The sequence below is a fragment of the Nocardioides aequoreus genome, assembly GCF_000720335.1.
Lineage (GTDB): Bacteria > Actinomycetota > Actinomycetes > Propionibacteriales > Nocardioidaceae > Marmoricola > Marmoricola aequoreus.
Genome location: NZ_JOJN01000002.1, coordinates 762,229 through 777,521 on the forward strand (window position 1 = coordinate 762,229; position 15,293 = coordinate 777,521).

Consider the following 15,293-nt stretch of genomic DNA (forward strand, 5'->3'; position numbering starts at 1 on the left):
TGTCCCCACGGCGCGAGCAACCTAAGCGGGCTGATACATCGGCGAAAATGATCGCCTGGCAGGTGACCGTGGGCGGACGGCTGGAGTCACGCCTCCGGTCTCAAGCACCATCATTCGGAACAATCGACCGCTCCCGAGCACGACGCAAGTCCGCTAGTTTGTCCGCTTTCCGAGCAGGCTGACCCGTTTGCACATGCTGACCCAATCAGTCGTGCTGAACGAGCAGCGCTTGACTTGGCCAGCATGAGTCCCGAGGGCTGCGTCTGCGCCGAACTCACTCGCTGACGAGCGGTTCGTGAGCGCATTCCGTGCTGCCCGAGCCAGGCGCTGCATAAGGTCAAACCCTCACGAACCAGGAAGGGCCGCGCGTGCCGAACATCTTCGACAACATCAGCGACGAGTCTCGGCTTGGGCCGATGCTGCAAGAAGACCTAAAGAACTTCGACACTGTCGACGTGGCCACCGGCTATCTCGACCTGCGTGGCTGGGCAGGATTCGCCGACATCATCGACGCCGACGAGAGCCACACCGGCGAGGACGGACAGCCGGTCGCTCGAGTGCTGGTGGGCATGATGATGCCCTCCGACGCCGCGGCGATGCTGAGCAGGTTGCAGGATCAGGTACAGCCGCCCCACCACGGGTCAAACCTTCCCGACGCGCAGAAGGCTCTGGCAGCCAAGGAGCACCTGGTCAAGCACCTGCGCAGCCAGCTAATGCGCGGCGTCCCGAACCGGGCAGAGCAGCGGACGCTGCAACAACTCCGCGCACAGCTGGCGTCGGGAGCGGTGCGGATGAAGGTCTTCACAGAGGCACCGCTGCACGGCAAGACGTATCTCTTCCATGACCCAGACAACGCCTTCCTCAAGCGGCGTGGCTACGTCGGATCCTCCAACCTGACCGCGGCGGGGTTCTTCAGGAACCTGGAACTGAATATCGACGTCGCTGACGGGGACGCGACCGACAAGCTCGCCCGGTGGTTCGAGGACCGTTGGTCGAGCAAGTTCTCCCGCGACATCACCACCGAGATCATCGACCTGATCGAGGAGTCGTGGGCATCCGAGGAGCAACCGACCCCGTACGAGGTGTACCTCAAGGTCTGCCACAGCCTTTCAGAGGACGCCCGCGAGGGCATGGGCTACGTGCTGCCGCCCTCGATGCAGAACCTGTTGCTCGACTACCAGGAGACCGCGGTCCGGACCCTCGCACGACGGATTGTGCGACGCGGCGGGACCATGCTCGGAGACGTGGTTGGCTTGGGGAAGACCCTGACCGCGGTCGCCACCGCGCTCATGCTGGAGGGGGCAGAGGACTACGCGACTCTCGTGTTGTGCCCAAAGAACCTCGAGCGGATGTGGGAGGAGCACCTCGAGCGCTACGGCCTGGTGGGTGCGCGGGTGATGCCGTACTCGATGGTGGACAAGAAGCTGCCTGAGCTGAAGCGCTTCCATCTGGTGATCTGCGACGAGTCGCACAACCTGCGCAACAACAGCACCAAGGCCGCCGAGGCGATTCACGACTACATCCGCCGCAACGGCTCCAAGGTGCTGCTGCTGACGGCCACGCCGTACAACCTGGCGTTCGCCGACGTGGCCAACCAGATCGGCCTCTACATCGACGACGACGAGGACCTGGGCATCCAGCCAACCGCAGCGATGTCGCAGGACCCGGGGTTGGCCGACAAGGTGGACGGCAAGGTCACCACCCTTGCCGCGTTCCGTAGGTCCGAGGAGCCGGAGGACTGGAAGCGGCTGATGAGCGACCACCTGGTGCGCCGCACCCGCTCGTTCATCAAGCGGACCGCCAAGAAGGAGATCGTCGCGCTGCCAGACGGCACCACCGAGGAACGCGAGTTCCTACAGTTCGCGAGTGGGGAGCGGTTCCACTTCCCTACGCGGATCTCCGAGCCATTGAGTCACGACTTCGCCAAGGACGACCCCGCCCGGTTGATGGAGGACGACGACACCCTCGACGCGATCCGTGACTTGTGCCTGCCGCGCTATCGGCTCGCCGACTACGACAACCCGCGGGCGGAGCACAGCGACAAGGACGCCAAGATCCTCGCCGACATCCGCTCCGGTCGCGGCAACGTGAGCGGCTTCGTCAGGATCGGGCTGTTCAAGCGCCTGTCGTCCTCAGGACACTCCTTCATCTTGAGCCTGCAGCGACAGCGAGCCCGCAACGAGTTGTTCCTGTACGCGATCGACCAGGGTCTCGACGTTCCCCTGGGCACCTTCAGCGATCAGCAGTTCCGGATCACCGACGAAGACGTGGAGGACGGCACCGACCTCCACGGCACCACGGAGACCCGCTACACCGAGCTCCAACGCCGCCTCCCCGCCTCGACGAAGTGGTTGAGCACCACGGTGTTCAAGCCGAGCCTGAAGAAGGACCTGCTGCGCGACAACAAGATCATCACGGAGCTGCTCGACACATTCGGGGCCTGGGACCCCAGCAAGGACTCCAAGGTCGACGTCCTAGTGAACCTGCTCCGCACCACTCACGATGGGGACAAGGTGCTGATCTTCACCGAGTACGTCGACACGGCTGACTACGTCGCCCAGGCTCTCCGCGAGGCGGGCATCGACAACGTCGGCCTCGCCTCCGGCAACACCGAAGACCTCGCCGACCTTGCCCGGCGATTCTCCCCGGAGAGCAACCGGCTCCCTGGCCAGGAAGCCGAGGCGACCGTGGACGACCCGATCGATGTCCTGGTCGCGACCGATGTCCTCTCCGAAGGACAGAACCTGCAGGACGCACACGTCGTGGTCAACTACGACCTCCCCTGGGCGATCATCAGGATCATCCAGCGTGCCGGCCGCGTCGACCGCGTCGGACAGAAGTCCGACACCGTCCACATCTACCTAATCACCCACGAGAAGGTGGAGCAGGCGATCAGGCTGCGCCAGCGGATACGCCAGCGGCTCGGCGACAACGCCGCCGCCTTCGGCTCCGACGAACAGTTCTTCGGCGGAGACGACGAGATCAACCTCCTCGACGACCTCTACAAGGGCTCGGTCCCCAGCGAGGACGAGCTGGACAGCTCCGAAGGTGAGGCCGACGCCGTCAGCGAGGCTTGGCTGGTCTGGTCCCGCGTCAAGGACGACAAGCCGGAGTTAGCCGCCAAGGTGGTCCGGATGCAGGACATGGTCCACAGCACCCGCGATCCCCGCGACCACGAACTCCGCACCGGCGTCACCTGCTTCGCCAGCACCGCCTCCGGCGTGCACGCATTCGCAACGTCGTACACCGGCGACGGCGGCCGCGAAGTGGAGCGCCTCCTGACCCCCCTGGAGGCCCTGCACATCTTCCGCGCCGAGGACACCACCCCGACCGCCCCGCTGCGTGAGGACCACTTCGAACGTGAAGGCGCCCTGGTGCACGGGAAACTCACCACGGAGATGGTGGCCGCCGGGAATCTCAAAGGCGCCCGCAAGTGGGCCGTCGAACGGCTGGGCGGCACCATCTTCGGCGACGACGCCAGCCAAGCCCTGGCGGCCATGATGGACCGGCCCCTGACCGAACACGCCAACCTGCGGTTGCGCCAAGCCCGCCGAAGCAAGTACGGCGACCAAGACCTCGCCGACCTCATCAAGCAACTCCACGAAGAGGAGCGACTCGTCATCGGAACCAGCGACAAGGACGCGATCACGATCGTCTGCTCGATCGGAGTGACCGACCGATGACCCACGACCTCGTCGCCCGATCGGAGACGCGCAACTACTCCGACCTGTTCCGGCTCGACCTCAACTGGAGCTCACCCGACCAGGACGCGATCACCCTCGAGGTGGACGGTGAGACCTACACCGCCACCAACGTCTCCTCCTACCAGGGCCTGCGCGTCTGGGAAATCCCACACCTGCCCGGAGCGGTCGCCGAAGCCAAGCTGGACCAGTTGCTCGCGAAGACCACCACCAACCGCATCGTCATCTTCCACGACGAGAAGAAGCAGGCCTGGCGCTGGCCCTCGCGCACCACCCGCGGCGCCATCGTCAGCTCCCGACCAGCTCGCCACGTCCACCGGACCGGATCCAACGACCCCAAGTTCGCGGCAAAGCTCGACGCCATCTACCTGCCCGACGACATCGTGCTCGACGCCAACCAGGTGCTCGCCAAAGTGCGCGGCGCCTTCGACGTCGAGACCAAGAACGAGTCCAAGCGCGCCTCCAAGCTCATGGCGCGCATGTACACCGCCCTGGAGAAGGCGTACCCGGCCGGCTACGACCCTAAGAAGCGCGACCACGAAATCTCGGTCAGCCTTGCCCGCATCCTCTTCCTGCTCTTCGGCGACGACACCGAGATGTGGTCCACCGAACTGTTCCAGGACTTCATCAAGGACCACACCAACCGGGACGGCTCCGACCTCGGCCCGAAGCTCAACAAGCTGTTCCGAGCCCTCGATACCCCGCCGAGTTCCCGGAAAGGCCAGGCCTCGGAAGTGTCGGCCTTCCCGTACGTCAACGGCGGCATCTTCGAGGAACGCATCGTCCTCCCTGACCTCAATGAGGACTTTCGCAACGCCGTGCTCGACGCCGCAGCTGTGGACTGGTCCACCATCAGCCCCGCCATCTTCGGGTCCATGTTCCAATCGGTCCGCGACGCCCAGACCCGCCGCAAGCTCGGCGAGCACTACACATCCGAGGAGAACATCCTCAAGACACTCAACCCACTCTTCCTCGACGAGCTCCGCGCCGAGCACGAAGCCGCCCTCGCGCGCGACACCGAAAAGAAGAAGGCCAACGCGCTCAACGCGCTGTGGGAGCGGCTTGCCGAACTCCGCTACATGGACCCCGCCTGCGGATGCGGCAACTTCATCATCGTCGCCTACCGCGAGCTCCGAGCCATCGAGCTCGACATCATGCTCGCGCTCCAGGACCTGACCGGCTACTCGCAACTCTCGTTCGATCCGACGCTGGACCTGAAGGTCACCCTCGACCACTTCTACGGCATTGAGGTCGACGAATGGCCAGCGCGCATCGCTGAGACCGCGATGTTCCTCGTCGACCGGCAGTGCGACCTGCGACTCAAGGAACGCTTCGGAGAGGCGCCGCAGCGGCTGCCGATTCAGCGCGAAGCGAAGATCGTCGTCGGTAACGCACTGCGACTGGAATGGGCCCAGGTCTGCCCGCCGGGCGACTCTGTCGTCGTCGCCGGCAATCCTCCCTTCTTGGGTCACAAAGAGCGATCAACGGCACAGGGCGACGACCTGAAGCATGTGTGGCGCACCACGAAAGTCGGGCATCTCGACTACGTCACAGGCTGGTACGCCAAGGCGCTCGACTACTTCGAGTCACTGCCAGGGCGTTGGGCCTTCGTCTCTACCAATTCTGTCGCCCAAGGCGAGTCTGTGCCGCTCCTCTTCCCGAAGATCAAGGACCGAGGTTGGCACATCATGTTCGCCCATCGGACATTCGCATGGTCTTCCGAGGCTACCGGCCAGGCAGCGGTTCACTGCGTCATCGTCGGGTTCACACGATCCCTCGGGGACCGTCGCCTCTTCTCCTACGACCACCCGAAGGGTCCGCCTGCGGAGCATCGTGTCCCGAACATCAATCCTTACCTAGTTCCGGGAGTTGACGTCGTCGTGACGCCACGTCGGCAGCCACTCCACGAAGGATTGCCCAAGATCAGGGCCGGGTCGACGCCGATCGACTGGGGTCATCTCACGGTTGAGCTGGCTGACCTCGCAGAGGCGCGCTCCGACCCGATCGCGCGAACTTATCTGCGACGCTTCGCCGGGGGCAAGGAGCTCATCCATGACCTGGAGCGGTGGTGCCTCTGGCTGGATGGGCCTGGCGGCAAGGCGGACTCCGCCAAAAGCCCCGTCCTACGGAAGCGTGTGCGCAAGGTACGTGAGGTGAGATTGCACAAAAGTGATCGTGCAGCAACGAACGCCCTGGCGGATACTCCGCACTTGTTCGGTGAACGCCGGCAGCCATCGGGCCACTACCTCGGCATCCCGCAGACCTTCAGCGAGAATCGCATGTATGCCACTGCGGGCAGGCTGGACCAGTCCGTCATCGCGTCGATCAAGCTCTTCACTGCCCCCGACGAGGACGGATTCCTATTCGGTCTGATCTCGTCGGGCATGTTCATCGCTTGGCAAAAGACGGTAGGCGGAAGATTGGAGTCACGTCCGTCGTTCTCCAGTTCCCTCGTATGGAACACCCTTCCGCTCCCCGTGTTGGGGTCACCCGAGCGGGCCGCAATCATCGCCGGCGGCAAATCAGTCCTCGCGGCCCGGGAGCTTGAGCCGGACAAGTCGCTCGCCCAGCACTACACGCCCAGCCAGATGTCGCCCGAGCTGCTCGCGGCTCACGTCGCGCTCGATGACGTCGTCGATCGGGCCTTCGGGGCCAAGTGCATGTGCGAATCCGAGGAGGAGCGGCAAGAGGTGCTCTTCCGTCGCTACGCGGAGATGACAGGCGCAGCGGACTTCAGCAACAGGATGCTCCCGCCCACGGGGGGCGAGCGCTTCTAGTGTGAGGGCATTACCGACGTTGGGGCGGTCGCGGTGCCGCCGATTCAGATGCCGGGCGTGCGCCCCGCGTGGAGGCACGGGGGCGCAGCTGCGGATGAGAAGTTGAGTGAACCTCTCGGCTTCCAATCCACAGGGTTTCTGAGGCGATCACCCGAGCTCCAGTTTTGGGTAGCGCTGCCAGGATTGGGGGTCGACCACGATGTCATAAAGCGGTTGACCGCGCTGGATCGCGGCGATGGCCAGGTGCAAGTCTGCAGCCGCGCCGGGAGTCGATCCGACGGCTTTTCGGTCGGCCTCGGTCGGCGCCGCGAGCCAGAGTCTGAACTTGCTCGCGCCGGCCACAGTCAGTTGTGCGAGCACTGGTTTCGCGTGCGCGCCTGCGCCGACTAGCTTCCCTGCTAGCGCAGCGGCCAGAGCGGTGCAGTCTGGTGCAGCGGCGTCTTCGGGGTGGTAGATGTCGAGGCTGTGGGTCCTTGCGCGGCGGAGCTTTGGAAGTGGGCGGTCGGCGTATTGGTAGGTCACCGTCGTAATTACGCCTCCGGACTCCTGGGTGATCAGTGTCTTGAGTGTCGCGCCATGCTCGTCGTCAAGGGGATCGCCCTCGCCGAAGTTCATGGGGGCGCTGATCACGAGCTCCGATCCGACCCGCTGCAAGCTCGCGCGCGACCACACCTCGGCTAGGTCATGCTCGTGCTCTTCGAGCATCGGACCGATCGCTCCAACCCACAAGGAGCGGAGACGCACAGAGACCGCCTTTGCGTCCAGCGTGAGTGGATCCTGGTCCGACCGTGCCAGTGCCGTGGTGGTTCCGACGACACTTGTCGTCGATCGCTCCATGGTTGGCGCAGGCTGCGCCTGTCGGCTGCTGGAGCCATCTGCCGACTCGTCTAGCGCAGACTTGAGACGGTTGGCTCGCGTCACGAGTCCCACGTAGGCGTCGTACTCGCTGCGCGTCAAACTGTATTTGCCGTCTTCGCCTAACTCGAACCGTTCAACCATGCGTTCGGCGTCGCTGCGGACCGCGTTCATTTCCTCACGGATGATTGAACGCAGGCTCTGGATTACCGACGCGGCTCGATCGCCGCCAGCGGGGCCTTCGGCAGGTTCGGGGCCGGTGGTCGAGGACCAGATGCTGTTCTTGCCTTGAAGATCTCGGATCTCATCACATACCTTGCGAACGCGCTGCGGGATCTCGTCCTCGTACATCAGATAGACCGATGAACCTGGACCCAGGACCGGATCGCCGTGGGCGCGCGTGCAATCGAGGCAGGCATAGATGGGCACCGTTTCGCCGCGGTTCAGCACCGGGGTCTCGTAGCGCGCTCGTGACTCACAGAGGTCGCATTCAAGTTCTTCGACCGGGCAGGCCACGGTGGCGGCAGCAGGGCGGTGTGCTGCCGTGTCTTCGTCGACGAGATCCCATACGCGTGCCAGGTGGTCCAAGACGTGCGTGTCGGGCGGAATCAGCGGGGTTCCCAGCGAGTCGAACCCGGCCATCCGGGGGGCGAACTCGTGGAAGTAGCGCGATCGTACGGACCACACGTCGACTGTCGAGTCCTCGTGCATCGCCCACGCCACGTAGGAGTCCAGTTCAATCGGTACAGGGATGAGTGGATCCTCAGCGCTCAGCACAGCTGAAGCATGGCAGCGGCCGGCGACACTTGTGGCACCGGGCAGGCCGTGATCGCCAGCCCCATGGTGGCCTCGCCTCGGTGGCGCGGCACGCCGTGGCGCTACGGGTGACGCCAACGCTGGCGTGCCGCCAGACGACTCACTCCGATAGCGCGCTCACGGCCACCCGGATGACCTAAGGCACTTCGCGGATGGGAGTCAGGCTGGCTCTGCACACGGCGTCGCCGTCCCGCTGCCTACCGAGCCTTACTAGGCTTTCAAGGCTGGTGGACGGACGGTGATTCGCGAGGGTGCCTTCCTCGACCACGCGGAGGAGACGGCGCACAAGCAACTTCCCGCGAGCGGGCTCGGCATGCGCAAGAGATGGCCTAGATTCACATGGTGCGGGCGGTGGTCGTCGGGAGCGGACCCAACGGGCTCGCGGGCGCCGTCACGCTCGCCCGGGCGGGGCTCGAGGTCACCGTGCTGGAGGCGGCCGACCGGCCGGGTGGGGGTGCGCGGTCGGTGGAGGCGACGGTGCCCGGGGCGCTGCACGACGAGTGCTCGGGCTTCCACCCGCTCGCGGTCGGCTCCGCCTGCTACCGCGACCTCGACCTCGAGGGCGCCGGGCTGCGCTGGGCGTGGCCCCAGGTGCAGTACGCCCACCCGCTCGACGGCGGCCGCGGGGCGGCGGCGTGGCGCTCGGCCGAGCGGACGGCGAGCGCGCTGGGGCCGGACGCGGCGGCGTACCGCCGCCTGCTGGGGGGTACGGCGCACCGCTTCGGCGCGGTCTCCGAGGAGTTCCTGCAGCCGCTGCTGCACCTGCCGCGGCACCCGGTGGCGCTCGCTCGCTTCGGCGTACCGGCCCTGCTGCCGGCCACGACGCTGGCCCGGCGCTGGCACACCGACGAGGCGCGGGCGCTGTGGGCGGGCGCGGCGGCGCACGCCTTCCGGCCGCTCGACCGCCCGGCGACGTCGGGCATCGGGCTGGCCCTCGGCGCCTCGGCGCACCACACCGGCTGGCCGGTCGCGATCGGCGGCAGCGAGGCCATCACCGCCGCGCTGCTGACCCGCCTGGCCGAGGCGGGCGGGCGGGTCGAGACCGGCGTGCGCGTCACCGACCTCGCCCAGTGCGAGGCCGACGTCGTGCTCCTCGACACCTCGCCGCGGGCGGCTGCGGAGATCGCCGGCGACCTGATGCCGCCGCGGGTACGCCGCGCCTACCGCCGCTACCGGCACGGCCCCGGCGCCTTCCAGGTCGCCCTGGCCGTCGAGGGCGGGGTGCCGTGGGCCCACGAGCCCTCCCGCCGCGCCGGCACGGTGCACGTCGGCGGCTCGCTCGAGCAGGTGGCCGACGCGGAGGCGCAGGCGTGGCGCGGCCGGATGCCGGAGCGGCCCTTCGTCCTGGCGGGCCAGCAGTACCTCGCCGACCCTGCGCGGTCGGCCGGCGACGTGCACCCCGTCGACACCTACGCCCACGTGCCGGCGGGCTACGACGGCGACGCCACCGAGGCGATCCTGGCCCAGCTCGAGCGCTTCGCGCCGGGCCTGCGCGAGCGCGTCGTCGCGATGACGCCCCGCAGCACCCGCACCATCGCCGCCGACAACCCCAACTACGTGGGCGGCGACATCGTCACCGGCGCCAACACGGTGCGGCAGCTGGTCTTCCGGCCGCGGGTGACGCTGGCGCCGTACGCCGCGGGCGTGCCGGGCGTCTACCTGTGCTCGGCCGCGACGCCGCCGGGGGCGGGCGCGCACGGCATGTGCGGCTGGCTGGCGGCCCGTGCGGCGCTGCGCGACCTCGGCTGAGACGCTGTCGGGGTGCTCGATCTCGGACTTCCCACGCTGACGGTGCTATGCCTCGCCGTGGTCGTCGGCACCCTGGTGCAGACGACGGTCGGACTCGGGCTCGGCCTGGTGGCCGCGCCGGTCACCGCGCTGGTGGCGCCCTCCCTCATGCCCGGCACCATGCTGCTGATCGTCTCGGTGCTGCCGCTGATGACGCTCTCGCGCGAGCACGCCGACATCGACTGGCGCGGACTCGGCTGGTCCTTCCCCACCCGGTTGCTCGGCACCGTCGTCGGCGTCGTCGTGGTGGCGCGCGTCGACGACCGGCAGCTGGGCGTGCTGATCGGGGCGATGGTGCTGGCCGCGGTGCTGCTCACCTGGCGGGCGGTCACCCCACCGGTCAACCGCGGCACCCTGGCCACCGCCGGCTTCGTCAGCGGCATCACCGGCACCGCCAGCTCGATCGGCGGACCTCCCATGGCCCTGCTCTACGCGCGCCGCGACCCGCGGCAGATCCGCACCACCCTCGCGGTCTACTTCCTCGTCGGCGCCTCGATGAGCCTCCTCGGGCTGGCCCTGGCGGGGGAGCTGACCTGGCTGCAGGCCGAGGTCGCGCTGCTCATGGTGCCGCTGCTGCTGCTCGGCGCCGAGACCAGCCGGCTGCTCCGCCACCGCCTTCGCCCCTCGCTGGTGCGGCCGGCGGTGCTCGTCGTCTGTGGCGCCTCCGCCGGCGCCCTGCTCGTCCGCTCGCTGCTGGGCTGACGCCTCAGCGCTCGCGGATCTCGGCCTCGCGGCGCTCCATCTCCGCGCGCAGCTCGCGGCGGCGTACGGCGGCCTCGGAGCGGCGGCGCTTGGTCGGGGTGTCGAGCTCGAGCGGGGCGACGGGCACGGGCGCGCCGTCGTGCATCGCGACCATCGTGAAGTAGCAGCTGTTGGTGTGGCGGCGCTCGCCGGTGCTGAGGTCCTCGGCGCTGACGCGCACGCCGATCTCCATCGAGGTGCGGCCGGTGTGGTTGACGCTCGCGTCGAAGGTGACCAGCTCGCCGATGCGGATCGGCTCGCGGAAGACGACCCGGTCGACGCTCAGCGTCACGGCGTACGTGCCGGCGTAGCGGCTGGCGCAGGTGTAGGCGACCTGGTCGAGGAACTTCAGCAGCTGCCCGCCGTGCACGTTGCCGGAGAAGTTCGACAGGTCGGGCGTCATCAGCACCGTCATCGACAGCGACGCGGGCCGCCCCTGCGCGCTCACGACCCCGCCACCAGGCGGCGTACGGCGGCCGCGTCGGGCAGCGTCAGCGCCTCCCGGGCGAGCGCGGCGCAGCTGGCGGTGTCGAGGGTGCGCACCAGCGCCTTGACCCGCGGCACGGCGGGCGGGGCCACGCTGAGCTCGCGGACGCCGAGCCCGAGCAACAGCGGTACGCCGGCCGGGTCGGCCGCCGCCTCCCCGCACACGCCGGTCGGGAGGCCGGCGGCGACGACCCGCTCGACCAGCTGCAGCACGCCCGGGTCGAGCGGGTCGCCGAGCTCGGCCACGCCGGGGTTGCCGCGCTCGGCCGCGACGGCGTACTGGGTGAGGTCGTTGGTGCCGATGCTCACGAAGTCGACGTGCGCCGCGAGGGCCGGCAGCTTCAGCGCCGCGCTGGGCACCTCCACCATCATCCCGAGCCGCAGGCTCGACCCCTCGGGCAGCAGCGCGCGCACCGCGTCCATCTCGGCCGGGACCGCGACCATCGGCACCATCACCTCGACGTCGGCGTCGTCCGCCACCCTGGCCATCGCCGCCAGCTGGGTGCGCAGCAGGTCGGGGTGGCGCAGGCTCAGCCGGACGCCGCGCACGCCGAGGAAGGGGTTGTCCTCGGCCGGAGCGGCGACGTAGGGCAGCGGCTTGTCGCCGCCCACGTCGAGGGTGCGCAGCGTGACCCGGCGGTCGAGGGCGGCGGCCACGGCGGCGTACGTCGTGGCCTGCTCGTCCTCGCCGGGCGCGTCGTCGCGGCCGAGGAAGAGGAGCTCGGTGCGCACCAGGCCGGCCTTGTCGGCCCCGCTCGCGCGGGCGAGCTCGGCGTCGGCCACCGAGCCGAGGTTGGCGCCGACGACGACGGTGACACCGTCGGTGGTGGCGGCGGGCCGCTGCGCGGCGTCGAGCGCCGTACGCCGCTGCTCGCGCTCCGCCTCGGCGCGGCGCTCGAAGTCACGCCGCACCTCGTCGGAGGGGTCGACGTGCACCTCCCCCGTGCTGCCGTCGAGCGCGACCGTGGCGCCGTCGGGGGCGGTGCGCGCCAAGTCGCCCGCACCGACGACCAGGGGCACGTCGCGGGCCCGCGCGAGGATCGCGGCGTGCGAGGTCGGGCTGCCCGCCGCCAGCACGACCCCCTGCACCAGGTCGAGGTCGAGCGCGGCGGCCTCGGCGGGCGTCAGGTCGTCGGCCAGCAGCACGCCCGCGGCGGGCATCGCTGCCGGCGCCACCCCGGTGATCGAGCGCAGCACCTGCTCCCCGACCGCGTCGACGTCGGCCGCGCGCTCGCGCAGGTAGGGGTCGTCGAGGGCCGCCCACTCGTCGTGCACCTCGGCGACGGCGTCGGTCCAGGCGGCCGCGGCGCTGCGCCCCTCCGCGACCAGCGCGCGGGCGCGACCGAGCAGGCTGTCGTCGTCGAGCAGTGCGAGGTGGGCCTCGAAGATCTCCGCCTCCGGCGTCTGCCGCAGCGCGCGGTGCGTCGCCTCGACCTCGCCGCGCGCGGCGGCCAGCGCCACGTCCAGCCGGCCCGACTCCTCCTCGGGCGTGCCGCCCGCCTCGCTGACCTCCAGCGGCGCCGACACGAGCCGTCGCGCCGGGCCCAGCACCACGCCGGGCGAGGCGCCTCGTGGACCACCCGCCGACGTCGCCGGCTCCTGGTCGGCCGCCGGCTCGTGAGGCGTCTCGAAGGACTCGTCGAAGCCCCGCTCGGCGAGCGCCACGACCGCGTCGACCGCCTCCTGCGTGCGGGCGCGCACCTCCACCTCGTGGCCCTGGGCGGCCCCCAGCACCGCGACGCGGATCATGCTCGACCCGGGCTCGGGGCCCGCGCCGGTGGTGAGGTTGACCAGCTCGACGTCGGCGGCCAGGCGGCGTACCTCCTGGACGAGCCGGGCCGCGGGGCGGGCGTGCAGCCCGTGGGGGTTGCGCACGGTGAAGCGGCCCGACATGGCAGGAGGGGTCTCGACAAGCTCGACCGACGAGGACGGCTCGACCGGCGAGGACGGCTCGACCGGCGAGGACGGGTCGGTCTGCATCTCAGGCGGGTCGGCGAGGTGGGCGGCCTTGGCGGCGGTGGCGTCGAGCGCCTCGGCGGCGACCTCCGCGAGCGTGGCGCCACCCGCGGCGGCGACGGTGGCGACCACGAGGCCCTCGACGAGCGGCGCCGGCGAGATCGTGACGCGCTCGCGCAGGGTGGGGTCGTCGAGGAAGTCCAGCGCCATCTCGGCGCTCATCACCGCGCTGCCGAGGTCGACGAGCACGAGGACGCCGTCGGCGTCGACGCACGCCTCGATCGCCTCCTTGATCCGCATCGCGTCGGTGCCGACCTCGAACCCTCCCGAGCCGTTGTCGAGCCCGGCGGCGACCTCGACCCGCACCTCGCCGCCCTGCAGCATCTCGCCGGCCAGCGCGACCGCGGCGCGCGCCAGCGGCTCGCTGTGGGAGACGACGACGATCGCGACGCTCACGTCGCGCGCGCCCCTCCCCCTGCCGCCGCGGCCGCCTCGAGCAGCAGCGCCACCGACGTGGCGCCCGGGTCCTGGTGGCCGATGCTGCGCTCGCCGAGATAGCTGGCGCGGCCCTTGCGGGCCTGCAGCGGGACCGTGGCCTCGGCCCCCGCGCGGGCGGCGGACGCCGCGGCGGCGAGGGCCTCCCCCGGCGAGGCGGCGCCGGCCTCCCGCAGCGCCGCGACGGCGGGCGCGAGGGCGTCGTACATCGTCTTGTCGCCGGCCTCGGCCTTGCCGCGCGCGACCACCCCCTCGGTGCCGGCCTCCAGCGCCGCGGTCAGGGCCGCGACGTCGACGGCGTCGACGCCTTTGAGGGCCTGGCCGACACGCATGAAGAAGGTGCCGAAGAGCGGCCCGCTGGCGCCCCCCACCTTGGAGACCAGCGTCATGCCGACGGTGGTGAAGAGGGCGGCGGCGTCGGCCGGAGGCTTGGCCTCGAGCGCCTCGCCGACAGCCCGCAGCCCGCGGTCCATGTTGCTGCCGTGGTCGGCGTCGCCGATGGCCGAGTCGAGCTCGGTCAGCTCCTCGCGGTGCTCCTTGACCGACGCGGCGAAGCCGTCGACCCAGGCGCGCAGCTGCTCCAGGGAGAGCGCGTCGGTCATCACACCCCCCAGCGGAGGCCGGGGGTGGAGACCGGCGCGTCCCACAGCGAGAGCATCGCGTCGTCGACCTCGAGCAGCGTCAGCGTGACGCCGGCCATCTCGAGGGAGGTGATGTAGCTGCCCACCAGCGAGCGCGCGATCTCGATGCCGCGACCCTCCAGCAGGGTGCTGACCTCGTGGTACATCAGGTACTGCTCGATGAGCGGCGTGCCGCCCAGGCCGTTGAGGAAGGCGATCACGCGGGTGCCGCGGTCGAGCGGCATGTCCTCGAGGATCGGGTCGACGAGCAGCGCGGCGGTCTCCTTGGCGGTGCCGAGCTTGGCGCGGCGGCGGCCGGGCTCGCCGTGGATGCCGATGCCGATCTCGATCTCGTCGTCGGCCAGGGTGAAGCCGGGCTTGCCGGCGGCCGGCACGGTGCACGGCGTCAGCGCGACGCCCATGCTGCGGCCACGGGCGTTGACCTCGGTGGCGACGCGGGCCACCTCGGCGAGGTCGCGACCCTCCTCCGCGGCCGCGCCGGCGATCTTCTCCACCAGCACCGTGACGCCGACCCCCCGGCGTCCGGCGGTGTAGAGGCTGTCCTGCACGGCGACGTCGTCGTCGGTGACGACCGAGACCACCTCGACGTCGGCGGCGGCCGCGGCCATCTCGGCGGCCATCTCGAAGTTCATGACGTCGCCGGTGTAGTTCTTCACCAGGTGCAGCACCCCCGCGCCGCCGTCGACCTCCTGCGTGGCCGCCAGGATCTGGTCGGGCACCGGCGAGGTGAAGACCTCCCCCGCGCAGGCGGCGTCGAGCATGCCGAGCCCGACGAAGCCGCCGTGCAGCGGCTCGTGGCCCGACCCACCGCCGGAGACGATGGCGACCTTGCCGCGACGGGTGGGCTCCGCGCGGTAGATGACCTTCTGCGCGTGGTCGACCCGGAGCTCCGGGTGGGCCGCGTCGATGCCGAGCAGCGCCTCGCTGACGACGTCGTCTGGGTCGTTGATGAGCTTCTTCATCGGTACTCCTCGGCGGGGGTGGGCGTCGTCAGCAACGTACGCGCGCCCGCCCGTGACCCGCCAGGGTCGAAGGGG

At 69.8% G+C, this 15,293-nt stretch carries 9 protein-coding genes and 1 pseudogene; 4 read left to right on the forward strand and 6 right to left on the reverse strand.

Annotated features, from left to right (window positions below; translation table 11 throughout):
* Nucleotides 1–368 precede the first annotated feature (368 nt).
* Together IG63_RS0106235 and IG63_RS23520 are read left to right on the forward strand one after the other, a co-directional pair.
* Entirely contained in the window at nt 369–3,683 is a 3,315-nt protein-coding gene (locus tag IG63_RS0106235) for a helicase-related protein (protein WP_030483516.1), read from the forward strand.
* Nucleotides 3,680–6,478, forward strand: a complete 2,799-nt coding sequence (locus IG63_RS23520; RefSeq protein WP_051706200.1) for a class I SAM-dependent DNA methyltransferase — start codon at nt 3,680–3,682, stop codon at nt 6,476–6,478. The genes IG63_RS0106235 and IG63_RS23520 overlap by 4 nt, the downstream gene beginning before the upstream one ends.
* 147 nt (nt 6,479–6,625) lie before the next feature.
* Here IG63_RS23520 and IG63_RS0106245 read toward each other — a convergent pair whose 3' ends face one another.
* Nucleotides 6,626–8,110, reverse strand: coding sequence for a hypothetical protein (locus tag IG63_RS0106245; RefSeq protein ID WP_157210048.1), 1,485 nt, complete (start codon nt 8,108–8,110; stop codon nt 6,626–6,628).
* 378 nt (nt 8,111–8,488) lie between these two features.
* Here IG63_RS0106245 and IG63_RS0106250 point away from each other — a divergent pair, with 378 nt between their 5' ends.
* Nucleotides 8,489–9,898 (forward strand): phytoene desaturase family protein, encoded by a 1,410-nt coding sequence (locus tag IG63_RS0106250; protein ID WP_030483519.1) that lies wholly within the window; start codon nt 8,489–8,491, stop codon nt 9,896–9,898.
* 12 nt (nt 9,899–9,910) lie between these two features.
* Nucleotides 9,911–10,639: a sulfite exporter TauE/SafE family protein gene (locus tag IG63_RS0106255; RefSeq protein ID WP_030483520.1), complete on the forward strand. Its 729-nt coding sequence runs from the start codon at nt 9,911–9,913 to the stop codon at nt 10,637–10,639.
* A gap of 4 nt (nt 10,640–10,643) precedes the next feature.
* On the opposite strand, the gene IG63_RS0106260 is transcribed toward IG63_RS0106255, so the two are convergent.
* The 5 genes and pseudogenes from IG63_RS0106260 to dhaK form a co-directional block, all read right to left on the reverse strand.
* Nucleotides 10,644–11,126 (reverse strand): acyl-CoA thioesterase, encoded by a 483-nt coding sequence (locus IG63_RS0106260; protein WP_211249203.1) that lies wholly within the window; start codon nt 11,124–11,126, stop codon nt 10,644–10,646.
* The gene (ptsP, locus tag IG63_RS0106265; RefSeq protein WP_342665946.1) at nt 11,123–13,144 is read right to left on the reverse strand and encodes a phosphoenolpyruvate--protein phosphotransferase; all 2,022 of its coding nucleotides are present in this window, start codon (nt 13,142–13,144) and stop codon (nt 11,123–11,125) included. The genes IG63_RS0106260 and ptsP overlap by 4 nt, the downstream gene beginning before the upstream one ends.
* Nucleotides 13,145–13,153: 9 nt before the next feature.
* Nucleotides 13,154–13,576, reverse strand: a pseudogene (dhaM, locus tag IG63_RS23525) (dihydroxyacetone kinase phosphoryl donor subunit DhaM); the annotation flags it as partial.
* Nucleotides 13,573–14,217: a dihydroxyacetone kinase subunit DhaL gene (gene dhaL / locus IG63_RS0106270; RefSeq protein WP_030483523.1), complete on the reverse strand. Its 645-nt coding sequence runs from the start codon at nt 14,215–14,217 to the stop codon at nt 13,573–13,575. The gene dhaL and the pseudogene dhaM, both read right to left, overlap by 4 nt.
* Nucleotides 14,217–15,218 (reverse strand): dihydroxyacetone kinase subunit DhaK, encoded by a 1,002-nt coding sequence (dhaK, locus tag IG63_RS0106275; RefSeq protein WP_030483524.1) that lies wholly within the window; start codon nt 15,216–15,218, stop codon nt 14,217–14,219. The genes dhaL and dhaK overlap by 1 nt, the downstream gene beginning before the upstream one ends.
* Between the last annotated feature and the right edge of the window lie 75 nt (nt 15,219–15,293).